The sequence below is a fragment of the Nocardia sp. NPDC059236 genome, assembly GCF_042754085.1.
Lineage (GTDB): Bacteria > Actinomycetota > Actinomycetes > Mycobacteriales > Mycobacteriaceae > Nocardia.
This window is the reverse complement of the sequence record NZ_JBHZAF010000005.1, coordinates 469,046-491,698: the sequence shown is the minus strand read 5'-3', so window position 1 is coordinate 491,698 and position 22,653 is coordinate 469,046. Positions and strand designations below refer to the sequence as shown.

Sequence of the window (22,653 nt, the reverse complement as noted above, 5' to 3'; positions counted from 1 at the left end):
CGATACGCACATTTGCCGGTGCGCTCGAAGGTTCTCGCGGGCAACCGCTTTCGTCGGTACGGCTTCGTTACCGCATCGAACGACCGCTCAGCGGTCGGGTCCGCCCGGATTGCACAGGGCCGCCACGGTCGCGTCATACCCCACCGCCGGACGCCACGGTTCGAGATTCCAGCTGGTCTTGTCCGGTTGGACCACCCGTGCCCACTCCCAGTGGCAGCGGAACTGGTCGTACATGCCGGGGGAATCGGCGTCGGGCACGGAGGAGAGCACCTCCTGCCAGGCCCGCCCGAGCGCGGCGGGGAAGGTGTCGGAGCGCCCGGCCTGGGTCGGATAGACCCGCAACCGGCGGCCGTCGGAATCGTCGGACCATTGGGTGTGGTCGATGAGCGGCTGATCCGGGAACGGATCCACCGCCGGCACCCCGGGCGTGGTCGGCGACGGATTCGCGATCGGCGCGGACGAACCGGTGGGCTGGGGTGTGTCGGTGGCCTGGGAGGAGGCGGTGGGCGGGGAACCGGCGACCGTGGAGGGGTGCGGCGCCAGCGTCAGCGAACTCACCACCACCGGCGGCGAATCCTCGGCCGCCCCGCAACCGGTCAGTACCAGTGCCAGCGCGAGCACAGGTGGGCCACCCGCGAGCTTCCAGCGCCGCCGCATGGGCATTCGCCCCTTTCTTCCGATCCGTCGGGCCTGGATCCGACGCTACCAGCGGTGATTACGCACATACCGTACTCGCGAGTAGATAGGAACTTCGGCGTTCCGAATCCGCCCGCGCTGGTGCATTGGCCCAGACAGCACCTACGATGTCACGCGCGGGGCGGTTCGTGAAAGAGAGGACCGTCCGGCACCCTTGGTACCGGATGGTTGCTGACTGGCAGGGGAACAATGAACGCCGCGACTGTGAAATTGCTTGTGTGGGAGTGCGACAACACCCTGTGGGACGGGGTGGTCTCCGACTCCACCGCAGGCGCGCTGCGCGCCGAGGCCGCGCGCTCGCTGCGCATCCTCAACGAGCGCGGCGTCATGCACGCCGTCGCCTCCCGCGGCGAATGGGCCTGGACGGTAGAGCAATTGCGCCGCCACGGCGTGGCCGAGCGTTTCGCCGCCGTCGAGGTCGGCTGGGGCCGCAAGTCCGCGGCCATCACCCGCATCGCCGAAACCCTGGGCGTGGGCCTGGACCAGGTCGGCTACATCGACGCCGAGCCGCTCGAGCGCAGCGAGGTCGCCCACGCTCTGCCGCAGGTGCGCTGCTACGCCGCCCGCCACGTGGATGTGCTTGCCGCGCTGCAGGAATTCCGCGCCCCCGTCGGCGACGTCCCGCCACCCACCTCCCCGATGGCCCACATCCACGCCCGCTGACCAGCGCGGTTTCATAGCGCTGACCAGCGCAACGTCACAGGCCCGCCGATCGGAAACGATCGACGGGCCTGCGCTGTAGCCGGTGTGGATCAGGCGGGGGTGGATTCGGTCCCGCCGCTGCGGATCTCGACGATGGGCAGCACCAGCGCCGCCGGGGCGGTCGCCGGGACCATCGGCTGCACCGGTGCAACGGGTGCAATACGGGCGTAGCCCGCGGCCTGCGACGGGCGGGTGTCGGCCTCGCCCTTGTTGGGCCACAGCGCCGCCGCGCGCTCGGCCTGCGCGGTGATGGTCAGCGACGGGTTCACGCCCAGGTTCGCCGAGACCGCCGCACCGTCGACCACGCTCAGGGTCGGATAGCCGTAGACGCGGTGGTAGGGGTCGATGACACCGTGGTCGGCGTCCGCGCCGATCGCCGCGCCGCCCAGGAAGTGGGCGGTCAGCGGGATATTGAACACCTCGCCCCAGGAACCGCCGGCGACACCGCCGATCTTGTCCGCGACGGCGCGGGTGACCTGGTTGCCGACCGGGATCCAGGTCGGATTCGGTTCGCCGTGGCCCTGTTTGGAGGTCAGCTTGCGCCCGAACACCCCGCGCTTGGTGTAGGTGGTGATGGAGTTGTCCAGATGCTGCATGACCAGTGAGATGATGGTGCGCTCGCTCCAGTTGCGCACCGACAGGAACTGCAGCAGCGTCAGCGGGTGCAGCAGCACCGTCCACAGGAACCGCAGCCAGCGCGGGATCTTGCCGCCGCCGTCGACCATGAGCGTCTGCAGCAGGCCCATCGAGTTCGAGCCCTTGCCGTAGCGGACCGGCTCGATGTGGGTGTCGGGGGTGGGGTGGATCGAGGAGGTGATGGCCACGCCGCGGGTGAAGTCCACATCCGGGTTCACCTTGCGGGTGGCCGCGCCCACGATGGACTCGGAGTTGGTGCGGGTCAGCACGCCCAGCCGCGGCGAGAGCTGCGGCAGCACGCCCTTGTCCCGCATGGCGAACAGCAGCTGCTGGGTGCCGCGGGTGCCGGCGGCCAGCACCACGTGCTTGGCGGTGTAGGTCCTGGGCTGTTTGCGCAGCCAGGCGCCGGTGCGCTCGGTCTCCACGTCCCAGGTGCCGTCGGGCAGCGGGCGCACGGTGGTGACCGTGGTCATCGGGAAGACCTGGGCGCCACCCTTTTCCGCCAGGTACAGGTAGTTCTTGACCAGGGTGTTCTTGGCGTTGTGGCGGCAGCCGGTCATGCACTCGCCGCATTCGATGCAGCCGGTGCGGTCCGGGCCCGCGCCGCCGAAGAACGGGTCGGGCACGGTCTTGCCCGCCTCGCCGAAGAACACGCCGACCGGGGTCTGGACGAAGGTGTCGCCAACGCCCATGTCCTCGGCGACCTGCTTGAAAACCTCGTCGGCGGGGGTCATGTGCGGGTTGGTGACCACGCCGAGCATCTTGCGGGCCTGGTCGTAGTAGGGCATGAGTTCGTCGTGCCAGTCGGTGATCTCGCGCCACTGCTGGTCCTGGAAGAACGGGGCCGGGGGCACGTAGAGAGTGTTGGCGTAGTTCAGTGAGCCCCCGCCCACGCCCGCGCCCGCGAGGATGAGGACATCGCGCAGCGGGTGGATGCGCTGAATCCCGAAGCAGCCCAGCTTCGGCGCCCACAGGAACTTGCGCAGGTCCCAGCTGGTGTCGGGGAGCTGGTCGTCGGCGAATCGCTGACCGGCCTCGAGTACACCGACGGTGTAACCCTTCTCGGTGAGGCGCAGTGCGCTCACACTGCCGCCGAATCCTGACCCGACGATGAGCACGTCGAAATCGGTGTCGCGTTGGGTCATGGATTCTCCCTTGTCGTCGTCGACAGTGTGGCGGCGGTTACGCTAATGCGGACAGTTGTAACTGTCAACGTTCGCCGGTAGCGGTATCTATGCTGTTCGGGTGGATCGATACAGCCGTCTGCAACTCGCCGAACTCAGCGGAGTGGCCGCCCGCACCATCCGGTACTACCACTCGGTCGGCGTGCTGCCCAGGCCCGGCCGGGCCGGCAAGGAAGCGGTCTACGGTCCCGAACACCTCGAACGGCTGCACGCCATCACCGCCATGCAGGCGCGCGGGCTGCGCCTGGACGCGATCCGCGAGGTGTTCGAAGCCGAGGTACCCGGCGACGGCGACTGGCGTGAGGTCTTCGATCCGCGCTACAGCGCCGAGGCCGACACCGGCACGATCCTCGACGACGAGGCCCTGACCGAATTGCTCGGCGATCGCCGCCCCGAGATCCTCGACGATCTGCTCGCCGCGGGCTACCTCGAGCGCGTCGGCGAGCGCTGGCGGGTGCCCGAACCGGCCATGCTCACCGGAGCGCTCATCCTCTACGACGTCGGCACCGACATCGCCCTGTCGGGCGTGCTGCGCAAGCTGATCCGCACCCATATCGCCGCCCTGGCCGACGAGATGGTCCGCGTCATCCGCGAGGCCGCGGGCGCGGAGTACAGCGGCGAGGGCGTGGACCTGGATCTCGATCGCTTCCGCGATCGGTTCCGGGCCGCGGCCCGGGAGGTCGGCGGGGTCACCCTGGTGGAGGAGATCGAACGCGCGGTGGGTGAACTCGACCGCTGAACCCCGCCGCGGCGGCTGTGTCAGGGCGCGGGGGCCGGGGCCACGCTCGGGACGGTGACGGGGGAGTCGCAGCTGGCGGGCGGATCCACCAGGTGGCAGTCCGAGGGGAAGCGCACCGGCTCGTAGCCGGCGGGCACGCCGCCCGCGGTGATGATCTGGCGGTAGGTGCCCACGGCGTCGGTGGGCTTGCGGGTCAGGCTCGGATCGGTGAGCACGTCGACGGTGTAGAGGCCGAAACGTGGTGTGTAGGAACCCCACTCGTAGTTGTCGGTGAGACTCCAGTAGTTGTAGCCGATGAGGTTCATGCCGTCGGCCTTGGCACGCTGCAGCCAGTAGACGGTGTCGCGCAGGTGATCCGAGCGGGTGTAGCCGTCGGCGCGGGGTTTGCCGTTCTCGGTGGGCATCCCGTTCTCCACCACCCACAGCGGCTTGCCCGGGAATTTCTGCGAATAGTGTTGCAGCGCATAGTAGATGCCCTCGGGCCGGATGGGCAGCTCCCACATCCCGGGCGGCGGGGCGGCCGAACCGTCGGGCAGGTTGACGGCATTGGTCTTGGGCGGCTCGAGGCCGAAGTAGTAGTCCACGCCGATGAAGTCGAGCTTGTCGCCGATGCGGTCCATGAGCGGGCCGTTGACCTGCGACTCCGAACCGGCCACGTACCCGACATTGCTGGTGACCAGCGCCTTGGGCTGCACCTGGTGGATGTAGTCGTAGATCTGGTTGTGCACCTGGGCGACCTTGTCGAGCATCTGGTCGGCGTCGGTGTCGTTCTGGCGCACCTCGTGCATGATGTAGGCGACCGGCTCGTTCACCGTGACCCACACCGGATTTCGCGAGGCGTAGCGGTCGACCACCTTGCGGGCATTGGCCAGCCAGTCGTCCACCATGCCCGGATTGCGCCAGCCGCCGCGCTCGGCCTCCCAGCCCGGATACACCCAATGGTCCAGTGTCAGCATGGGTTCCATGCCGTTGGCCACGATGTCGTCGACGAGCCGGTCGTAGAAGGCGAACCCGTCCTCGTCCCAGACCCCGGGCTCGGGCTGCAGCCGCGCCCATTCGATGCCGATGCGGAACACCTTCGACCCCAGGCTCGCGGCCAGGGCGACGTCGCCGGGGTAGCGGGAGCGGAAGTCGATGGAGTCGCGGTAGCGGTCCCAGCCGGGATTGGCGTCGATGTAGTGCATCCAGTTGCTGTCGGGCGCATGCCCCTCGGACTGGAATCCCGATGCGGCCACGCCCCACAGGAAGTCCGGGCCCAGGCTGCCGCGCGTGCCGGCCGCGGCCGCGGGCGGGGGCGTGGCCGGGGTGGCGTGGGCGACGCTCGCCACCGGGAGCAGCATCGCGGCGGCCGCGAGCCCGGCCAGGACGAGGCGGTGCAGTCGTCTGCGCATCGGGGCTCCTCCTCGGGGACGGGTGGTCGGAATGTCCCGAATCGGAGCGTAGCTGCCGGTTAACTGAATTTCGGGGCAGCGGCGGGCGTGTCGCGCTGTGCGACCGGTCTCCCCGAGCCCCGGTCGGTGTCCGGTTTTCCGGTCCGGAAAACCCGTTCGGGGCCGTCACCAGCCACTTTACCTGCCTGCGCGCGATCTGCGGTGTGGGTGCCGGTCGGTGGACGGCTACCGTTTCGAGTCGTACCGGCCTGTGGCCCAAGCAGTTCCACGAGGGGGAGTCACAGTCCGGTGCAACCAGCCGGCTGTCGAGCGTGTTGCGGAGTCAACGGGGCAGGGTGACCGGGTCGGCGCAGCTGTCGAGGGCGTCCACCAGCGAGCAGGTCGCGGGCGGGCGGGTCGGCAGGTAGCCGGCGGGCACGCCGGAGTCGTGGGTGATGGCGCGGTAGGCGTCGACGGCGTCGGTGGGCTTGCGGGTCAGGCTCGGATCGGTGAGCACGTCGACGGTGTAGAGGCCGAAACGTGGTGTGTAGGAACCCCACTCGTAGTTGTCGGTGAGACTCCAGTAGTTGTAGCCGATGACGTTCGTGCCGTCGGCCCTGGCCCGCTGCAGCCAGTAGACGGTGTCGCGCAGGTCGTCGGCGCGGGTGTAGCCGTCGGCCCGGGGCGCACCGTTCTCGGTGGGCATCCCGTTCTCCACGATGTAGAGCGGCTTGCCGGGGAAGCGGTGGGCGAAGTGGCGCAGCGTGTAGTACAGGCCGTCGGCTTGCAGCGGCAGCTTCCACAGCGCCGAGGAGGCGAAGTTGGTGTACTCGGCGGCCGTGTCGGGCGACAGACCGTAGTAGTAGTCGATGCCGACGAAATCCAGCTTGGCGGCGATCGCATCGAGCATGGCGCCGTTGACGATCGGGTCCGCGGCGGGCACGTAGGCGACATTGCTGGTCACCATGGCGTCGGCCTGACGGGCATGGATGTAGTCGTAGATGCTGTTGTGCGCCTGCGCGAGTCGGGCCTGCATGGCCGGCACGTCGGCGGCGGGCAGCCCGCCGTTGCGGACCTCGTTCATGATGTAGGCGAAGGGCTCGTTGATGGTGACCCACATCGGATCGGCGCCGGCGTAGCGGTCGACCACCGTGCGCATGTTCGCCAGCCAGTCCTCGACCATGCCCGGATTCGCCCACCCGCCGCGATCGGCTTCCCATCCTGGATACACCCAGTGGTCGAGGGTGATCATCGGCCGCATCCCGGCGGCCCGGATGGCCGCGATCACCCTGTCGTAGAAGGCGAATCCGTCCGCGTCCCACACCCCCGGCTGCGGCTGCACCCGCGCCCATTCGATGCTGAGCCGGTAGGTGTCGACGCCCAGATTCGCGGCCAGCGCGATATCGGAGGCATACCGGTCGTAGAAGTCGACGCTGTCGCCGTAGCGGTCGTAATCCGGGTGGGTGTCCACGAACCGGCGCCAATTGCTGTCGGGCGCATGGCCTTCGTTCTGGAACCCCGCCGCGGCCACACCCCAGTGGAAGTCGGCGCCCAGTGCGGGCAGGTCCGCTGCCGCGGGCACCGCACCGGCCGGAGCGCCGGTCGCGAACAAGGCGGTGGCGGCGGCCAGGATGGCGACGGCATGGCGGCGGGAGTGCGTGCGCATGGGCTCCTCATTCGGCGGGCAGCGAATCGGGCAGGCGTCCGGCATTATTGCCGATGCGCGCCCACACAACCCGGGGTTCGACCGAATAGTCCGGTCCGGATCCGCGCGGACGATGACGAACGCGGACTGCTCGGGACGGAATCCCGGTGTGTGTCGACGCTCACTCGGCGGGCTGGTCGCCGTGCGGATTCGGGCCCCAGCCCGGCCGGCCGGGGCCGCGGTGCCGCGGGTGGTCCGGACCGCCCGGTTGTCCGGGTCCGCCGAAGGGCCGGCCCGGAATCTTCGGCATGCCGGGCATTTTCGCCCAGTCGGGCGGCTCCGGCATGGGAGGCAGATGTGGCATCTCGGGCATGGGAGGGACCGGCGGCACCGGCGGGATCTGGATGCCCGCGGGCGGGACGGGCGGGATCTGGATGCCCGCGGCGGGCCCGCCGAAGCGCTGGAACGCGGCTTGGCGTGAGGTGCCGAAGATTTCGCCGATCTCGGCCCAGGTGCGGCCCTCCTCGCGGGCCTGGCGGACCAGGGAGCGCAGCACGTCGTCGACGACGCCGTCGAGGCTGCGGGCCGCGCGCAGCGCCGCCATGACCGACGGCGCGGGCTTGCCGTCGCCGGGCCGCAGCACCTCGGCGACGAATTCGGCATTGGTGGACAACAGTTTTGCCAGGACCGCGCGTTCGTCGGCGGGGTCTCTGTGTCGGGGATCAGTCATATGTAAATGCTGCCTTTACGTGAAAGCCTGTGTCAAGGAACGATTTACACGCTCGCGGATACTGGTCATTAGCTGAAAGAGGGGCGGCGGGTTTGCCACACCTATAACGTGTTCGTCAGAGATCAGGAGGTGCTGGGTGAGGACACCGACGACATGACCGATCCCGAGAGATGCGCGGCCGAGCACGAGCTGTTCGAGCTGGTCCGGAAGGCCGGATTCGAGGGGCCGGCCTGGAAACTGCTGGCGGACAGTCTGGTTCGCCACGCATTGGCGGTGCTGGGGCCATGGGTGCGCACCGGCTGGATTTTCTCGGTGGCCGAGCAGAAGCGCATGCCGCTGCGCCCGACCGCGCAGGAACGACTGCTGGTGGAGACCCGCTTCGCCGAGGACTTCGTGCAGGTGACCATCACCCGCGCGCTCGAGCGCTTCCGCCGCAATGCCCGCGACGGGGACGGCTGGAATGCCGACGGCGGCCTCAGTCTGGGCAGCTACTTCATCGGCGCATGTGTACTGGCCTTCGTCGAGCACTTCCGCCGCAGCCGCCGCACCGGCGACCTCTATCAGTTCCAGGCCGCGGCCTCGGTGGCCATCGTGACCGAGGACGGCCCGGACCTGATGGAGGTGCTGGCCTCCACCGAGGACGTGGCCGGTGCGGTGGTGGACCGGCTGGCCTTCCGCAGCCGCCTGGCCGGGCTCGGCGACCGCGACCGCGGGCTGGTGTGGGGCAAGGCCATGGGCCTGACCGGCCGTGAAATCCAGCACCTGTTCGACTTCCCGTCCGTGAAGGCGGTCGAACAGCGCTGGGCCCGATTGAAAGGCGACCACGGCTGGATGACCGGCCTCGACCGCAAGGAGGCGGCCGAATGAGCCCCGACCACGCCCCGGACCCGGTGGCCCGCGTCGCCGAACTGCTCGAGCGGTCCTCGCTGAACGAGCCCGCGCTGCAACGGCTCTACGCCCGCATCCCGCACCGTGCCGCCGAACTGCACGTCACCCCGACCACCGTCCCCGCGCCCGCGTCCGCGTCCGGATTCGCGGCCCGCCTCAACAGGCTCTTCGAGGTCGTGCCCGCCCCGGGCGAGCGCCCGCACACCAACGCCGAGGTGGCCGCCCAGCTGACCGCGTGGGGCCACCCCATCTCCAAGCCCTATCTGAGCCAGCTGCGCTCGGGTGTGCGCACCGATCCCTCCCGCGAGACGATCGCCGCCCTGGCCCGCTTCTTCCGGGTCCGGTCGGCCTATTTCGCCGACGACGCCTATACCACCGCTGCCGACCGGGACTCCGAATTGATCGGCCGGCTGCAGTTCCACGGCCTGCGCAAACTGTCCACGCGGGCCTTCGATCTGAGCGAGGAGTCCCAGAACCTGCTGACCGCCATGGCCGATCGCCTGCGCGTCACCGAGGGTCTGCCCGAGGTGGGCGGCGGCGGGGTCGATTGATCGCCGAACCCGGCCGCGCCTGATATACGAGATATGTTGCGGCGACGCGGTCCTGCGCGAGCGCCGGTCTGTCACTGTGTGCGGGTGCCGAACCACGAACGTCCGCTGATCGATCCCGCCCTCGACACCGTGCCCGCCGAGGCCGGACTGTCGCTGGCGCGGCGGTCGGTGGCCGAGTTCGCCGGAACCGCGGCGCTGGCGGCGGTCGTGATCGGCTCCGGGATCGCGGCCGAACAGCTCTCACCCGGCGATCTCGGACTGCAGCTGCTGGAGAACTCCACCGCCAGCGCCTTCGGCCTGGCCGTGCTGATCCTGGCGTTCGGCCCGATCTCGGGCGCCCACTTCAATCCCGTGGTGTCACTGGCGGATTGGCTGGGCGGACGGCGGCAGCGCACCGGGCTCGGCACCCGGGAACTGGGAGCCTATGTGGCCGCACAGTGCGCGGGCGCGATCGTCGGCGCCTTGCTGGCCAACGCCATGTTCGACCGCACTCCACTGCAGATCGCGACCCACCATCGCGTCACCGGCGGCCACCTGCTCGGCGAAATCCTCGCCGCCGCCGGCCTGATCGCCGTGGGCTTCGGGGCCGCCCGCCACGGCCGCGGTGCGAGCGCCGCAGCCGTGGCCGCCTACCTCGGCTCGGCCATCTGGTTCACCAGTTCGGGTTCCTTCGCCAACCCCGCACTCACCGTGGGCCGCATGCTCTCCGACTCCTTCACCGGCATCGCCCCGGCCTCGGTCACCGCGTTCGCCGCGGCCCAGATCCTCGGCGGCCTGGCCGGTTTGAGCTTGATGACCCTGCTGTACCGGCCGGCCGGAGCCGACTAGGGGTTACGCGTGGTCGAGGGGACCGCGAAGGAGGTGCGGTCACCCGACCAGCCTTCGGGCGGGACCAGCTTGTCGAGCTCAGCGAGATCCTCGGCACTGAGCTCGACCGCGGCGGCCGCGGCGTTCTCCAGAATGCGCGCCGCACGGCGGCTGCCGGGAATCGGCACGATGTCCGGTCCCTGGGCCAGCAGCCAGGCCAGCGCCAGCTGCCCGGCCGAGATGCCCAGGCGCGCGGCCAGGTCCCGCAGCGCCGCCACCTGTGCGAGGTTCTCGTCGAGATGCTCGCCCTGGAAGCGCGGGTCGTTGCGCCGGAAGTCGCTGTCGGCGACCGTGGCCGAATCCAGTGTGGCAGTGAGCAATCCGCGCCCGAGTGGGCTGTAGGGCACGATCCCGACCCCGAGTTCGCGTGCCACCGGGACGATATCGCGCTCGGGCGCGCGCCACAGCATCGACCATTCGAACTGCACCGCCGCGATCGGATGCTCGGCCACCGCCTCCCGCAGTTGCTGCGGGGTGGCCTCGGAGATGCCCAGGTGCCGCACCTTGCCTGCGTTCACCAATTCCGCCATGGCTCCGACGGTCTCGGCCACCGGCACCTCCGGGTCGATCCGGTGCAGGTAGTACAGGTCGATCGCGTCGCGCCCGAGCCGCTGCAGCGATTCTTCGCAGTACCCGCGCACATGCTCGGGCCTGCCGTCGAGTCCCACGCCGGTCTCGGTCCGCACGATCCCGAACTTGGTGGCCACCAGGGCGTCCGTCCCCGCCAGCGCCTGCCCGACCAGCCGCTCGTTGTGCCCGCGCCCATAGCTCATCGCCGTATCGAACACGGTGATTCCCGCCTCCACCGCGTCCCGGATGGCCGCGGCGGACTCCGCGTCGTCGGCTGCCCCGTACCCCTGGGAGAACCCCATGCACCCCAGGCCGATCGCCGACACCGTCAAACCATTCCCGAGCCGCTGTGCACGCATGCCGCCCATCGTGTCAGCCGCGCCCGCCGTCGACCAATCGGAACTCGAATGAAATCCATTGATTGCCAGATGAATCGGTGTATCCGGGTCAGTCGGCGGCGGCGAACCGGGCGGCGATGTCGGCGGCGGTGATCTTGGCCAGATCGACCAGGAACGGGAGCCGTTCGGGAATCATCAGCGTGGTCGTTCCACGCAGCCCCAGCGCGAACCGGCAGGGCGCGCCGGGCGTCAGGATGGGGACGGCCAGCGTGCGGAAGCCCGGATCGAGCTCCTCGTCGTTGTAGGCGTAGCCGCGTTCGCGGGTGCGGACCAGCTCGCGCCGGAGTTCGGCCGGGGTGGAGACGGATCGGGCGGTGCCCTCGTCGTAGGGCAGCGCGGCCAGCTCGTCGTCGCCGGCGTCGTTCCATGCCAGCAGGGTCTTGCCGAGCGCGCTGGCATGCAGCGGCAGCCGGACGCCCTGGAGCCGATGGCCGTCGGTGTCGCGCCAGCGGCTGGTGGCCAGCAGCACGGCGTGGATGCTGTGGCGCAAGGCGATCGAGACGCTGGCGCCGGTGGTGGCGGCGAGCTGTTCGAGCGCGGGTTCGGCCAGATAGATGCGGTGCTGGCGATAGGCGATCTGACCGTACCCGGCCAGTGCGCCGCCCATGCGGTAGCGGCCGGAATCCTCGCTCTTGTCCAGGAATCCGGCCTGCACCAGCGCGGTGAGCAGCCGGTGGGTGGTGCTGACCGCCAGTCCCTGCTGTCGTGCGACCTCCGAGACGCCGCGCTCCGCACCGTCGCGGAAGCAGTCGAGGACCGACAGGGCACGGGCGACGGTCTGCACTCCGGAGGCTTCCACGGTTGGGACGGTAGCACGGCGTGCCGGTCCGGTAGACCCGAGCTTTCCAGTATTTGGAAAGCCGAAAGGCAAATGGCCATAAGGCCTTCGGTGGAGGCCTGTCAACCCTTCCAATCCTCGGAATGGATTACCTCGCTCCGGTCGCGTGGGATCCCTACTGTCCCAGGGCATCGCTGGACCGTTCCGAATCGAAGAGGTGCCCACCATGTTCCGCACGCGCCGGCCACACCGTTGGCGTCACGCCCTCGTCCTGGCTCCCGTCGTCGCCCTGCTCGCCGCGTGTGGCTCCGGCTCGACCGACACCGGTTCCGGTGAGGTGGTGCTCAAGGTCGTCGACCCGGGCAATGCCGGGCCACTGGCCGTCGGCAAACGCGACGGCACCTTCGACAAGGCGCTCGCGCCACTACGCGCCCGCGTCGAATGGGTCACCACCACACCGGGTTTCAGCTCCATGCTGAAGCTGTTCAACACCAGGGAGCTCGACGTCTCCGACGCCGCCTTCAGTCCGGTGGTGGGCGCGCTGTCCAAGGATGTCGCCGTGCGCATCGTGTCGGTCTCCGATCCGGCGGGCAAGGATCAGAGCGGCATCCTGGCCGCCCCGAACTCGGGCATCCACTCCGTCGCCGATCTGGCCGGCAAGCGGGTCGCGGTGAATCCGGCGGGCAAGGGCGAATACATCCTGCTGCAGGCCCTCGCACAGGCCGGGGTGCCCGCCGACAAGGTGACGCGAGTCCCCTTGCAGCAGAAGGACGCCGCCACCGCCTTCGCCACCGGCAAGGTCGACGCGTGGGCCTCGTTCCTGGTGCCCTATCAGGAGGCCAAGGCCAACGGTGGCGTCGAGATCGCCACCGAGCAGTCCATCGGATCCAAGGACAACACGGTGTTCGTGTTCCGCACCGAGGTCGCCGACAAGCACCCCGACATCGCCGCGAAATTCCTGCAGACGGTGCAGCAGCTCACCACCCGGCAGCGTGGCAATCCCGCCGACTTCCAGAACGTCTTCGACAAGACCGGTCCCCGTGCGCTGAGCGGCCCGCGCCTGACCGACGCCATCCGCCTGGGCGGCGATGCGACCGTGCCCCATCTCCCGACCGACAGCGACGCCGCCGACCTCGCCACCATCGTCAAGCTCTTCCGCGACAACGGCGTCATCTCCCGCGACATCACCGCCGCCGACATCTTCTACGACCTGAAGTCCAAACTCACCCCGGACCAGCTGGCCGGGCTGCAGCCGGGACGCTGACATGGCCACTTCCGCCGCGCCCGCCCCGCAGCAGGTCTCGGGTATCGACGACGATCCACCCAGCACGACCGAAAACGAGAACCTTTCGGCCGCAGCCGATCCCGCCTCGGACGCGATCGATGACAACGCGGCCGGGCGTGCGACCGCGGCCGCCCCGGATCCGGGCGCGGATATATCCGGATTGGCCCCGCCCCGGGCACGGATCGAACGGCGCAGGCCCGCATGGGTTTCGCTGCCGCTGCGATTCGTGCTGCCCGCGCTGATCATCGCCGCCTGGTGGATCGGGTCGGCCACCGGGGCATTGTCGCCGCAGGTACTCGCCGGTCCGCCCAAGGTGTGGTCGGCGCTGCTCGAGCTGGCCCGCAACGGCCAGCTGACCGACTTCGCGCTGGCGTCGTTCACGCGCGCCGCGCTCGGCGTCGCGCTCGGTGTGACAGTCGGCATGGCGCTGGGCCTGCTGGCCGGATTGTCGAGTCTCGGTGAGGAACTGGTGGATTCGACCCTGCAGATCGTGCGCGCGGTGCCGTTCCTGGCACTGGTGCCCTTGTTCATCGCCTGGTTCGGCATCGACGAGCTGTACAAGGTACTGCTGATCGCCGTCGCGACGGTCGCCCCGATGTACGCCTACACCTACCTCGGCGTCCGCAACGTGGACCGCAAGATGGTGGAGGCCGCGCGCGGCTTCGGGCTCACCGGAGTCCGGCTGGTTGCCGAGGTGATCCTGCCCGCCGCGCTGCCGGGGGTGCTCATGGCCCTGCGAGTGTGCCTGTCCATCAGCATCACCGGCCTCATCGCCGCCGAACAGGTGGGCACCACCGAGGGCGTCGGCTATCTGGTGACCCTCGCCCAGGAATACAACCGCACCGACTACATGGTGCTGTGCGTGGTCCTGTACGCGCTGCTCGGACTGGTTTTCGACGGCGCGGTGCGGCTGGTCGAACGGCTGGCCATGCCGTGGCGGCGACAGGTGGCCATGCGATGACGACCCCGCACGCGACGACCATCCCGCCCGACACCGCGTCGCCACTGGCGGTCTCGATCACCGGACTGCGGAAAGCCTTCGGCGAGAAGGTGATCCTCGCCGGTGTCGACCTGACCATCCGCCGCGGCGAGTTCGTGGTGCTGCTGGGCCCCAGCGGCACCGGCAAGACCACCCTGCTGCGCCTGCTGACCGGACTCGAGCAGCCCGGCGCGGGCGAGGTGCTGGTCCCGTCCGCCCGCACCACCGTCTACCAGGAGCCGCGCCTGGTTCCGTCCAAGCGGGTGCTGGCGAATGTGACCATCGGGCAGCGCCGTTCGCGTGCGACCCGCGAAGCCGGGCTGCGCGCGCTGGCCGAGGTCCAGCTCGCCGGCAGGGCCCGCCAATGGCCCGCCACGCTCTCCGGCGGGGAGGCACAGCGGGCCGCCCTGGCCCGGGCGCTCGTCCGCGAGCCCGATCTGCTGCTGCTCGACGAGCCGTTCGCCGCACTCGACGCCCTCACCCGCCTGCGCATGCAGGACCTGGTCGGCGACCTGGTGGCCCGCCACCGCCCGGCGGTGCTCATGGTCACCCACGACGTGGACGAGGCGGTACGGCTGGCCGATCGGGTGCTCATCCTCGACCGCGGCCGCTTCGCCGTGGATCAGGCCATCGACCTGCCGCGACCGCGCGACCGCACAGATCCGGCCGCCCTGCGCTACCGGGCCGCCTTCCTCGCCCAGCTCGGCGTCGACCGTCCGGACACCGAAAACCCCAGGAGCACTCCATGACCGACACCCTCTGGTACACCCGCTGCCCGGTCCCCACCGCCAGCGGCCTCGCCCACAGCCTCGGCTGGCTCGGCGACACCGCCGAACACAACGGACTGGCCTTCGGCGTCCTCCAGGACGCCGCACCCGAACTCGCGATCCGCCACTTCGACCACGATCTGCCCGGCCTCATCCGCGAGGGCGGCAATGTGCCCGCCCTGGCCGCCCGCGCCCAGGGCTCGCCGACCCGGCTCATCGGCCTGACCTGGATCGACGAGGCACAAGCCATTGTGGTGGGCCCGGATTCGCCGGTCACCTCCGCCGCCGAGCTGGCCGGGCTGCGCGTCGGCATTCCGGCCTGGGCGCGGGACCGGGCGCGCAGCTTCCCGCGCGCGATGGCGCTGCACGGCTTCGCCAGTGCCCTGCGCCTGGGCGGCCTGACGCTGGCCGACGTGCGCGTCATCGAATTCGGCGTGGAATCGAATCCCCAGGTGCGCACCGAGATCCAGCAGCGCGACCGGAGCCTCACCTGGGGCGTGGCGGAGCTGCTCGACGGCACCGTGGACGCCATCTACGTCAAAGGCGCACGCGCACAGGAGGTCGCCCAGCAACACGGGCTGCGGATCGCGGTCGACCTCGACGCCACCGAGTCCAAGCGGCTACGCGTCAACAACGGCACACCCCGCCCGCTGACCGTCCACCAGTATCTGCTCGACACCCGCCCCGACGTGGTGATCGGCTTCCTCGCCCAGACTCTGCGCGCCGCCGACTGGGCCACCACCCACCGCGACGACGCCGCCGAGGTCCTGCAACGCGAAACCCTGTCCGGCCCCGAGGGTGTCACCGCCGCCTACGGCACGGACTTCAACATCGGCCTGCACCCCTCGCTGTCCGACGAGCGCCTCGAGCTGCTCGCCGTCCAGCAGCAGTTCCTCTACACCCACGGCTTCCTGGCCGCCGACTTCGACCTCGGCTCCTGGATCGCCCCCGAACCCCTCGAGCAGGCGCGCGCCCTCGTCGCCGCCGGACAGGCCGCGGCATGACCGAACCCCATTGGCGCTCAACGGCTCCCGCCGACCTCGCCGCGCGCCACAAGCGCGGCGCGCGCAGATCGACCAGCGCGGCCGCGGAGGTGCGGGCATGACCGAATACCTGTGGCGGCTGCCCAGCCGTGGTGATGGCCGCCGCGCCGATGCGGGGCTGCGGCACCGCGGCCGGGGCGGCAGTCCGATCCCCGCCGTCGATGCCGAGCGGAATCGTGCCGGGCGCAACGGTATCGGCGGCGTGCCCGACAACGGCCGAGAACCCGCTCTCGGTGTGGTCGGCGCGGATCCGGCCGAGGTGGGCGGCTCGGCGAGCGTCGAGGCCCACACGGTGGATCGTGCCGTGACCGATGTCCGGGCCGGGCGGTTCGGGCCGTTCGACGACCTGCACCAGGTGGTGCACGCCGCCGAGTTGTCCGGTCTGGACGGGGTACTCGCGCCCTACGACCCGGCAGGCGAAGAGTCGTGGATCGTGGCGGGTGCGGCGCTGCGGGCCACGCGGCACGCGCGCGTCGTCGTCGACTTCCATCCCGGCTTCGGGACACCGGTTTACGCGGCGAAGGTTTCGGCGTCCCTGCAACGGTTCTCGGCGGGGCGACTGGGCTGGCGGCTGGCGGTGGACGCCGACGCCGACGACGCGCGACAGCGTGGTGACCGCGTCACCGGGGACGATCGGTACGCGCGCGCAGCGGAATTTCTCACCGTGGCGCGCGGTGTCTGGAACGAGAACCCGGTGCCCGCGGCCGGATTCCGCGGCACCGGGTTCGACTACGCGGGGGAGTACTACGACGTCATCGACGGCGGATTCCGGGGGATCCTGTCCGGCCTGCCCTTCCCGGCGGTGTACCTGAGCGGGGATTCGACCGCGGCGCTGGAACTTTCGGCACGTCACGGCGATGTGCACGTGTTCACCGAGACGCCACAGGGCCTCGATGCGTCCCTCGCCGAACTGCGGGCGCTGTCCGCCGCGGCCGGGCGCACCGTGCGCGCGGGCGTCGAGGTGCCCGTCATCGCCCGCGAGACCGAGACCGAGGCGTGGGCCCGGGTCGAAAGGCAATGGCGCGAACTGTATCCGGACGGGCCGGGTGCGGAGGCGCTGGACCTCGGCGACGGGCGCTGGGCGGGCTTCACCCAGTTGGGATATCCGCAGGCCATCGGCTTGGTCGGCAGCTACGAGCAGGTGGCGCGGCGATTGCGGGCGTACGCCACGGCCGGCGTCGACACCGTGGTGCTGTCCGGGCATCCGCACCTCGAGGAGGTCTACCGCGCCGGCGAACACCTGCTGTTCCTGGCCGACCCGACCGGCCGCACCCTGAAGGAGGCCACCGCATGACCATTGACATCTATTGGCGCATCGGCATGGAGGGCGATCACGCCTCGCTGCGCACCCCGCGCCGCTACAACCGCGGCCACGCGGGCGGCTACGGTCCCGGCAATATCGCTCCGGCCGTGCGCGCGGGCGAACTCGACGGCTACAGCTACCTCGATCACGCCGCGGCCGTCGCCCGCGCCTCGGAATCGGCCGGGTTCCTCGGTGGCCTGCTGCCGTCGTTCCCCATCACCGAGGACCCGTGGGCGGTGGCCGCCGCCCTGGCCCGCGAGACCACCACCTACCGGTTCATGGTCGCCTTCCAGCCCGGATTCCTGCACCCGGTGCAGGCCGCGCGGATGTCGGCCAGCCTGCAGCGCGCCACCGGCGGGCGGCTGGTCTACAACATCATCAGCGGCGGCGGGGGACCGGCCCAACTGTGGTGGGGCGACAAGGTTTCCCACGACGACCGCTACGCCCGCACCAGCGAATTCCTCGAGGTGCTGCGCGGAGTATGGGACGGCGAACCCCTCGACCACGAGGGCCGCTTCTTCCGCACCGAGGGCGCGGCACTGCCGCCCGCCCTGGCCGGGCAACCGTTCCCGGAGGTGTACTTCTCCGGCTCCTCACCCGCCGCCGTGCAGGCCGCGGGCCGCCACGCCGACTACTACCTGTCCTGGCTCGAGCCCTTCGCCGACCTGCGCGCCAAATTCGACGGCGTGCGCGCACACGCCGAACGCACCGGCCGCACACCGAAGTTCGCCGTCCGCATCGACATCGTGGCCCGCCACACCGCGGAGGCCGCCTGGGCCGAGATCGAGGAGGGCTGGGCCTTCGTCGATCGGGACGCCGCCAACCGCGCCGCCCAGGGCGATTCGGTGGGTGCGGCCCGCATCCAGGGCTGGGTCCCCGAAACCATTGCCGGCTACCGGGATCTGGAGGTCCAGCCCAATGTCTGGTGCGGGTTCAGCCTGATTCGCGGCGGCCCGGCCTTCGGCCTGGTCGGCAGTTACGAGCAGGTCGCCCAGCGCCTCGACGAACTCATCGACCTGGGCGTGGATGCGTTCATCCTGGCCGGGAACCCGCACCTGGAGGAGGCGTACCGGGTCGGTGAGGAGGTGCTGCCGCTGCTCGGCCGCTCCCGCCTCACCGTACCCGGCCCGGCCGCCACTCTCGCCGCCACCCGCTGACCACCGCGACCACATCCCCGAAAACCCGCATTCACCAGGAGATTTCATGAGCATCCGCGTCGGGTACTTCCCGCACAACAACTCCCTGTTCGTCCTGCGCCACCGCGGCATCCTCGAACACGCTCTGCCCGAGGTGGAATGGGTCGATCTGCGAGCACTGCCCAAGCCCGCACCTGTCGACGTGAAAGCCGCCCTGCCGTCCCAGCATTCGGACTGGCTGTTCGCCGAGGGCGGCTACGACTTCATCGGCACCGGCTTCACCCCGCCGATCACCGCCCTGGGCAACGATCGCGACATCGTCTACGTCGGCATTTCCGGCCCGCGCATCGAGAACGGCCGCCTGGTCGCCCCGGCCGGGAGCGGCATCGAGACCGTCGCGGACCTGAAGGGCAAGCGGGTGGGCATCGCCCACGGCTCCTGGCAGACCACCCTGCTGCTGTTCGCCCTGGACCGCGCCGGCCTCGGCTGGGCCGATATCGAACCGGTCGACACCGATATCCACGATGGTGGAAACCTGCTGCGCACCGGTGAACTCGACGCCTGGGTCGGCGCCTACCCCGCGCTGGCGGCGCTCGAGGCCACCACCGGACTGCACACTCTCGTCGACACCGAGTCGGTGTTCAGCCACCCGTCACTGTGGTTCACCCGCCGCGGGTTCGCCGAGCAGCACCGTGCGGAACTGGAGGCGATCATCGCAGCCCTGCAGGAATCCGACGCGTGGATCGCCGAGAACCCGCGCGCGGCCGCACAGTACTTCGTCGACGATATCGTCGCCCGCGGCGGCACCGCCGACCTCGATGCCTGGGAGGCCGCCCTGCGTGGCCGGCCCTTCGGCGTCGGTCCGGTGACCGCGGAGTTCCTCGATGAGCAACAGCGCGCGGCGGACCTGCTGACCGCCAACGGCTTGCTGCCCCGGCGGATCGATGTGCGCGCGGCGGTCGTTCCCTGGATCGCCGATGCGGTCACTGCCACGACGGTGGCCACCGCCGGCTGAGGCCCGCGCGAGCAGTGCCGGTTGCCGCGTGGCATCGGGTGGAGACGATTTGCTGGAGCGGTCTCCACCGGGTGCCACGCGGTGTTTTGCTGCGGGAACCGGGAGGTTGCCGGCGTGCAGGCAGGGGCGGGGGCGCAGGTGAGGGGCGGGGACAGCATGGAATCCGGGTTGGTGGTCGAGTGACCAATTGTCGGGCCGTGGACCTCGGGTTCGGATCGCCCGGGTGACCGGGTCCTTCCGCATCGGGGCTTCGGGGGGCAAATCGCGGTGAAATGCTGTGAGCTGCATGGGCTCCGGGTTGCGGTTTGCCCGGAGATACCGAAAGGTTAGGGGAGACAGAGGATTCTGCTATGGTGGCTCCGCCGATTTCAGGATCGGCCGGACGACAAGAGAATTGATGAATCAAGACAACGCCGTGCTGCTTTCCTGGGTTCTCGCTGCCGCGCTAGTATTCGCCGTGGTCGGGCTGCTGTTTCTGTGGCGTGCCATGCGCGCCGAACGCGGGCGGGTTGCTGCCCTGCGCGCCGAGCAGGCCAACCGTGACGTCGCGGTCGAGGACATGATCGTGAACCTGACCGAGAACGTCGTGCCCGCCATCGGTGCCGCCGTGCGACGCTCGGACCCCGACAACCCCACCGTGGATCTGCCGATCGTGCTCGAGCAGTCGCGCATCGCGGAGCTGGTGTGGCAGTGGACCGCCCGCTGCGGCGAGGAGCTGCAGAAGGTGGCCGTCGAGACCCGCGACCGGGTCCGGCGCGAAGCCGAGACCGAAACGCAGCTCGCGGTGGCGCAGGCCGAATCCGAGCGGGAGACCGCGGTGGCCCAGGCCGAGGAGGTGGCCCAGCTGGCCATCGCCCAGGCCGAGGAGGCCGCCCGCGTCGCCGTTGCGCAGGCCGGGGAGGCCTCGCGCAGCGCGGTCGCCGAGGCCGCCGACACCGCCCGCGCCCAGGTGGAGGGCTCCGCCCGCGAGGCCACCTCGGCCGCGGTGCGCGCCTTCGGCGCCTCGGTGGTGAGCCTGGGCGCGGACGTCAGCCAGGTGCTCAGCGCCGCGCTGCGTCAGCACCGCAACGACGAGACCTTCGAAACGCTCACCCGCATCGACCATTCCGTGCAGCAGATGATCCGCCAGGCGCAGTCCTATGTGATCGTCTGTGGTGGTCTGCCCGGCCGTCGCTGGCCGCAGCAGACTCTCACCGACGTGGTGGGCGGCGCCACCGGCCGAGTCCGCGACTACACCCGGGTGCGCGCCACCGAGCTGGACCGCCCGGTCGTGAGCCGCGCGGTGGAACCGCTGGTGCACACCGTCGCGACCCTGCTCGACAACGCGCTGCGCTACTCGCCGCCGACCTCGTACGTGGACATCGGTTTCCAGGAGGGTCACCACGGCATCACGGTGATCATCGACGACGCCGGTGTGCGGATGAACCCCGAGCAGCTCGAGGAGACCCGCCGCGTCCTCGCGGGCGACCAGCTCGTCGACATCCACGCGCTGGGCCCGACCCCGCGCGTCGGGTTCCCCGGCGTGGCCGCACTCGCGCGCCGCTACGGCTTCTCCGTCTACATCGACGGCCCGAATATGTACGGCGGCATGCGCGCCATGGTCTTCATTCCGGAGACCCTGCTGGCCGCGCCCGCCCCGACACCCGTGGCCGTTGCCGCCCCGACCCCCGTGCCGGCGCCCGCCCGGATTCCGGCACCCGACCCGGAACCCACGGTGGTGGCCATGGATTCGGTGCCTCAGGAACTCACTCCCGGCGGCCTGCCCAAGCGGCGCCGTCGCTCGGCGTCGGTGTCGGTGGCGGCACCCGTGCGCCCGGTCGTCGTGGATGAGACATCCGCGCGACCCGATATCGCCGCTGCCTGGCACAGCGGCTCCCAGCGCGGTCGAGCGGCCGCGTTCGAGCACTCCGAAGGGATGACATCGTGACCGGTACGCCCGCGACCGCCGTCAGTGACACCAACCGGCTGGCCTGGTTGCTCGACGATCTCGAAGCGCCGGGGGTCCGGTTCGCCGTCCTGCTATCGGAGGATGGCCTGCGCATCGCGCACACCGGGGGCGTGAGCATCGACGACGCCGAGCGTTTCGCCGCGGCCGCCTCCGGCCTGCGGGCCCTGGGCAAGGCGCTCGCCGAGTTCTGCGGCGGCACCTCCGACAATGCGGTGCGCCAGAACATGACCGAGTACGCCGACGGTATGATCTTCATCACCGCCGCCGGAGCCGGTGCGCTCCTGGGTGTTTCGACCACCCAGGACGTGGATGTCAGCCTGGTCGCGCACCGGATGAACGAACTGGCCCTGCGGGTCGGGCGTGAGCTCGGCAGTATGTCGCGGACCAGGGCGGATCTGCCGCGCTCATGAGCCGGCCGCGGCGCGACCCCGATCTGGTCCGGGCGTATGTGCGCACCGGCGGCCGATCGCGCCCCACGCGGGTGCTGGATCTGGTCAGTCTGGTTGTCGCGGTGGCCGATCCGGCCCCCGGCGCGTCGGCCGACGCCCGCCGCATCATCCAGCTCGCCCGCCGCGGCGTGCTGACGCTGGCCGAGTTGGCGGCCTATCTGGACCTGCCGCCCTCGGTCGTGAAGATCCTGGTGGCGGACCTACTGGACAGCGGTCATCTGGCCGTCCCGACCCCGGTGGAAGCGCTGCCGGGCAAAGCCCTCTTGGAGGAGGTACTCGATGGACTCCGCGCTCTCTCCGCATGAGCGCGTCGTCGACTATGTGCCGGAGACCGTCACCCGCACCGTAAAGTTGCTGGTGGCGGGGAACTTCGGCGTCGGGAAGACCACGTTCGTGGGCAGCGTGTCGGAGATCCGGCCGCTGCGCACCGAGGAGACGATCACCGAGGCCAGCGTCGGCGTCGACGATATGGCCGGGCTGCCGGGCAAGACCACCACCACGGTGGCCATGGACTTCGGCCGCATCACCCTGAATCCGCGGCTGGCGCTGTACCTGTTCGGCACGCCCGGCCAGCGCCGGTTCGTGCCGATCTGGGAGGACCTGGCCGTCGGTGCGCTGGGCGCGCTGGTGCTGGTCGATACGCGCCGGCTGGAGAAGGCCGACGAATCGCTGTCCATTCTCGAGGAGCGCGGTGTGCCGTTCGCGGTGGCCGTCAACGACTTCGAGGGCGCGCCCAAGCATCCGCTCGACGAGGTCCGCGATGCGCTCGACCTCGACCAGGGCACGCCGCTGCTGCGGCTCGACGCCCGGGACCGCAATCCGTGCCTGCAATCGCTCATCACCCTGGTCGAGTACCTGTTGGAGCCGCGCGTCTAGCCGTATTTTCCACGGGCAGAACATCATTCGTGGTGAAAGGCCCGGCCGGGCCGCTCGCGTGACGCATCTCGCAACGCCATCCATCCGAGCTGGAATCT

The 22,653-nt window shown here is 70.2% G+C and carries 23 protein-coding genes; 16 read left to right on the top strand and 7 right to left on the bottom strand.

Annotation, left to right across the window (positions count from 1 at the left end; genetic code table 11):
* Positions 1 to 87: 87 nt before the first annotated feature.
* Positions 88 to 663 carry a DUF2599 domain-containing protein gene (locus ACFXIV_RS17000; protein WP_379403206.1) on the bottom strand — a complete coding sequence of 192 codons (576 nt, stop codon included), beginning with the start codon at positions 661 to 663 and terminating at the stop codon, positions 88 to 90.
* A gap of 237 nt (positions 664 to 900) precedes the next feature.
* Here ACFXIV_RS17000 and ACFXIV_RS16995 point away from each other — a divergent pair, with 237 nt between their 5' ends.
* A complete protein-coding gene (locus tag ACFXIV_RS16995; RefSeq protein WP_379403205.1) occupies positions 901 to 1,359 on the top strand; it encodes a hypothetical protein in 459 nt (152 codons plus the stop codon).
* Between the two features lie 89 nt (positions 1,360 to 1,448).
* Here the strand turns inward: ACFXIV_RS16995 and ACFXIV_RS16990 are convergent, their stop codons facing one another.
* Positions 1,449 to 3,179, bottom strand: coding sequence for a GMC oxidoreductase (locus ACFXIV_RS16990; protein ID WP_379403204.1), 1,731 nt, complete (start codon positions 3,177 to 3,179; stop codon positions 1,449 to 1,451).
* Positions 3,180 to 3,279: 100 nt separating this feature from the next.
* Here ACFXIV_RS16990 and ACFXIV_RS16985 point away from each other — a divergent pair, with 100 nt between their 5' ends.
* Positions 3,280 to 3,957: a MerR family transcriptional regulator gene (locus ACFXIV_RS16985; RefSeq protein WP_379403203.1), complete on the top strand. Its 678-nt coding sequence runs from the start codon at positions 3,280 to 3,282 to the stop codon at positions 3,955 to 3,957.
* 20 nt (positions 3,958 to 3,977) lie between these two features.
* Here the strand turns inward: ACFXIV_RS16985 and ACFXIV_RS16980 are convergent, their stop codons facing one another.
* The 3 genes from ACFXIV_RS16980 to ACFXIV_RS16970 all read right to left on the bottom strand — a co-directional run bounded on the left by ACFXIV_RS16980 (position 3,978) and on the right by ACFXIV_RS16970 (position 7,702).
* Positions 3,978 to 5,348: a family 1 glycosylhydrolase gene (locus ACFXIV_RS16980; protein ID WP_379403202.1), complete on the bottom strand. Its 1,371-nt coding sequence runs from the start codon at positions 5,346 to 5,348 to the stop codon at positions 3,978 to 3,980.
* Positions 5,349 to 5,670: 322 nt separating this feature from the next.
* On the bottom strand, positions 5,671 to 6,993 hold the full coding sequence (locus ACFXIV_RS16975) for a glycoside hydrolase family 1 protein (protein WP_379403201.1): 1,323 nt from the start codon (positions 6,991 to 6,993) through the stop codon (positions 5,671 to 5,673).
* A gap of 160 nt (positions 6,994 to 7,153) precedes the next feature.
* Positions 7,154 to 7,702, bottom strand: coding sequence for a hypothetical protein (locus tag ACFXIV_RS16970; RefSeq protein ID WP_379403200.1), 549 nt, complete (start codon positions 7,700 to 7,702; stop codon positions 7,154 to 7,156).
* A 108-nt stretch (positions 7,703 to 7,810) separates the two neighbouring features.
* On the opposite strand from ACFXIV_RS16970, the gene ACFXIV_RS16965 reads away from it, so the two are divergent.
* The 3 genes from ACFXIV_RS16965 to ACFXIV_RS16955 all read left to right on the top strand — a co-directional run bounded on the left by ACFXIV_RS16965 (position 7,811) and on the right by ACFXIV_RS16955 (position 9,969).
* On the top strand, positions 7,811 to 8,569 hold the full coding sequence (locus ACFXIV_RS16965; protein WP_379403199.1) for a hypothetical protein: 759 nt from the start codon (positions 7,811 to 7,813) through the stop codon (positions 8,567 to 8,569).
* 116 nt (positions 8,570 to 8,685) lie between these two features.
* Positions 8,686 to 9,141 carry a helix-turn-helix domain-containing protein gene (locus ACFXIV_RS16960; protein ID WP_379403222.1) on the top strand — a complete coding sequence of 152 codons (456 nt, stop codon included), beginning with the start codon at positions 8,686 to 8,688 and terminating at the stop codon, positions 9,139 to 9,141.
* 84 nt (positions 9,142 to 9,225) lie between these two features.
* Positions 9,226 to 9,969: an aquaporin gene (locus ACFXIV_RS16955; protein ID WP_379403198.1), complete on the top strand. Its 744-nt coding sequence runs from the start codon at positions 9,226 to 9,228 to the stop codon at positions 9,967 to 9,969.
* Here ACFXIV_RS16955 and ACFXIV_RS16950 read toward each other — a convergent pair.
* Both ACFXIV_RS16950 and ACFXIV_RS16945 read right to left on the bottom strand, forming a co-directional pair.
* Positions 9,966 to 10,937, bottom strand: a complete 972-nt coding sequence (locus ACFXIV_RS16950) for an aldo/keto reductase (protein WP_379403197.1) — start codon at positions 10,935 to 10,937, stop codon at positions 9,966 to 9,968. The genes ACFXIV_RS16955 and ACFXIV_RS16950 overlap by 4 nt on opposite strands.
* An 88-nt stretch (positions 10,938 to 11,025) precedes the next feature.
* Positions 11,026 to 11,775 carry an IclR family transcriptional regulator gene (locus tag ACFXIV_RS16945; RefSeq protein WP_379403196.1) on the bottom strand — a complete coding sequence of 250 codons (750 nt, stop codon included), beginning with the start codon at positions 11,773 to 11,775 and terminating at the stop codon, positions 11,026 to 11,028.
* 205 nt (positions 11,776 to 11,980) lie between these two features.
* Between ACFXIV_RS16945 and ACFXIV_RS16940 the strand changes: the two genes are divergently transcribed.
* From ACFXIV_RS16940 to ACFXIV_RS16890, 11 genes are all read left to right on the top strand, one after another.
* The gene (locus ACFXIV_RS16940; RefSeq protein ID WP_379403195.1) at positions 11,981 to 13,018 is read left to right on the top strand and encodes an NrtA/SsuA/CpmA family ABC transporter substrate-binding protein; all 1,038 of its coding nucleotides are present in this window, start codon (positions 11,981 to 11,983) and stop codon (positions 13,016 to 13,018) included.
* A 1-nt stretch (position 13,019) separates the two neighbouring features.
* Positions 13,020 to 14,000: an ABC transporter permease gene (locus ACFXIV_RS16935; RefSeq protein ID WP_379403194.1), complete on the top strand. Its 981-nt coding sequence runs from the start codon at positions 13,020 to 13,022 to the stop codon at positions 13,998 to 14,000.
* Positions 13,997 to 14,767, top strand: coding sequence for an ABC transporter ATP-binding protein (locus ACFXIV_RS16930; protein WP_379403193.1), 771 nt, complete (start codon positions 13,997 to 13,999; stop codon positions 14,765 to 14,767). Before ACFXIV_RS16935 ends, ACFXIV_RS16930 begins: the two co-directional genes overlap by 4 nt.
* A complete protein-coding gene (locus ACFXIV_RS16925) occupies positions 14,764 to 15,789 on the top strand; it encodes an ABC transporter substrate-binding protein (protein WP_379403192.1) in 1,026 nt (341 codons plus the stop codon). Before ACFXIV_RS16930 ends, ACFXIV_RS16925 begins: the two co-directional genes overlap by 4 nt.
* Before the next feature lie 97 nt (positions 15,790 to 15,886).
* Positions 15,887 to 17,122 carry an LLM class flavin-dependent oxidoreductase gene (locus tag ACFXIV_RS16920; RefSeq protein WP_379403191.1) on the top strand — a complete coding sequence of 412 codons (1,236 nt, stop codon included), beginning with the start codon at positions 15,887 to 15,889 and terminating at the stop codon, positions 17,120 to 17,122.
* Entirely contained in the window at positions 17,119 to 18,288 is a 1,170-nt protein-coding gene (locus ACFXIV_RS16915) for an LLM class flavin-dependent oxidoreductase (RefSeq protein ID WP_379403190.1), read from the top strand. The genes ACFXIV_RS16920 and ACFXIV_RS16915 overlap by 4 nt, the downstream gene beginning before the upstream one ends.
* A 46-nt stretch (positions 18,289 to 18,334) precedes the next feature.
* Positions 18,335 to 19,282 carry an ABC transporter substrate-binding protein gene (locus ACFXIV_RS16910; RefSeq protein WP_379403189.1) on the top strand — a complete coding sequence of 316 codons (948 nt, stop codon included), beginning with the start codon at positions 18,335 to 18,337 and terminating at the stop codon, positions 19,280 to 19,282.
* Between the two features lie 397 nt (positions 19,283 to 19,679).
* Entirely contained in the window at positions 19,680 to 21,209 is a 1,530-nt protein-coding gene (locus ACFXIV_RS16905; RefSeq protein ID WP_379403188.1) for an ATP-binding protein, read from the top strand.
* Positions 21,206 to 21,640: a roadblock/LC7 domain-containing protein gene (locus ACFXIV_RS16900; RefSeq protein WP_354832976.1), complete on the top strand. Its 435-nt coding sequence runs from the start codon at positions 21,206 to 21,208 to the stop codon at positions 21,638 to 21,640. The genes ACFXIV_RS16905 and ACFXIV_RS16900 overlap by 4 nt, the downstream gene beginning before the upstream one ends.
* The gene (locus ACFXIV_RS16895) at positions 21,637 to 21,984 is read left to right on the top strand and encodes a DUF742 domain-containing protein (RefSeq protein WP_354832974.1); all 348 of its coding nucleotides are present in this window, start codon (positions 21,637 to 21,639) and stop codon (positions 21,982 to 21,984) included. Before ACFXIV_RS16900 ends, ACFXIV_RS16895 begins: the two co-directional genes overlap by 4 nt.
* Positions 21,959 to 22,555 (top strand): ATP/GTP-binding protein, encoded by a 597-nt coding sequence (locus ACFXIV_RS16890; RefSeq protein WP_379403187.1) that lies wholly within the window; start codon positions 21,959 to 21,961, stop codon positions 22,553 to 22,555. Before ACFXIV_RS16895 ends, ACFXIV_RS16890 begins: the two co-directional genes overlap by 26 nt.
* The last annotated feature ends 98 nt before the right edge of the window (positions 22,556 to 22,653 follow it).

What these genes read in the sequence shown, in the direction of transcription:
- ACFXIV_RS17000 (WP_379403206.1), bottom strand. Translation starts at nt 663, where the DNA reads ATGCCCATGCGGCGGCGCTGGAAGCTCGCGGGTGGCCCACCTGTGCTC.
- ACFXIV_RS16980 (WP_379403202.1), bottom strand. Translation starts at nt 5,348, where the DNA reads ATGCGCAGACGACTGCACCGCCTCGTCCTGGCCGGGCTCGCGGCCGCC.
- ACFXIV_RS16890 (WP_379403187.1), top strand. Translation starts at nt 21,959, where the DNA reads ATGGACTCCGCGCTCTCTCCGCATGAGCGCGTCGTCGACTATGTGCCG.
- ACFXIV_RS16905 (WP_379403188.1), top strand. Translation starts at nt 19,680, where the DNA reads ATGAATCAAGACAACGCCGTGCTGCTTTCCTGGGTTCTCGCTGCCGCG.
- ACFXIV_RS16915 (WP_379403190.1), top strand. Translation starts at nt 17,119, where the DNA reads ATGACCATTGACATCTATTGGCGCATCGGCATGGAGGGCGATCACGCC.
- ACFXIV_RS16935 (WP_379403194.1), top strand. Translation starts at nt 13,020, where the DNA reads ATGGCCACTTCCGCCGCGCCCGCCCCGCAGCAGGTCTCGGGTATCGAC.
- ACFXIV_RS16940 (WP_379403195.1), top strand. Translation starts at nt 11,981, where the DNA reads ATGTTCCGCACGCGCCGGCCACACCGTTGGCGTCACGCCCTCGTCCTG.
- ACFXIV_RS16920 (WP_379403191.1), top strand. Translation starts at nt 15,887, where the DNA reads ATGACCGAATACCTGTGGCGGCTGCCCAGCCGTGGTGATGGCCGCCGC.
- ACFXIV_RS16990 (WP_379403204.1), bottom strand. Translation starts at nt 3,179, where the DNA reads ATGACCCAACGCGACACCGATTTCGACGTGCTCATCGTCGGGTCAGGA.
- ACFXIV_RS16895 (WP_354832974.1), top strand. Translation starts at nt 21,637, where the DNA reads ATGAGCCGGCCGCGGCGCGACCCCGATCTGGTCCGGGCGTATGTGCGC.
- ACFXIV_RS16950 (WP_379403197.1), bottom strand. Translation starts at nt 10,937, where the DNA reads ATGCGTGCACAGCGGCTCGGGAATGGTTTGACGGTGTCGGCGATCGGC.
- ACFXIV_RS16930 (WP_379403193.1), top strand. Translation starts at nt 13,997, where the DNA reads ATGACGACCCCGCACGCGACGACCATCCCGCCCGACACCGCGTCGCCA.
- ACFXIV_RS16970 (WP_379403200.1), bottom strand. Translation starts at nt 7,702, where the DNA reads ATGACTGATCCCCGACACAGAGACCCCGCCGACGAACGCGCGGTCCTG.
- ACFXIV_RS16975 (WP_379403201.1), bottom strand. Translation starts at nt 6,993, where the DNA reads ATGCGCACGCACTCCCGCCGCCATGCCGTCGCCATCCTGGCCGCCGCC.
- ACFXIV_RS16910 (WP_379403189.1), top strand. Translation starts at nt 18,335, where the DNA reads ATGAGCATCCGCGTCGGGTACTTCCCGCACAACAACTCCCTGTTCGTC.
- ACFXIV_RS16925 (WP_379403192.1), top strand. Translation starts at nt 14,764, where the DNA reads ATGACCGACACCCTCTGGTACACCCGCTGCCCGGTCCCCACCGCCAGC.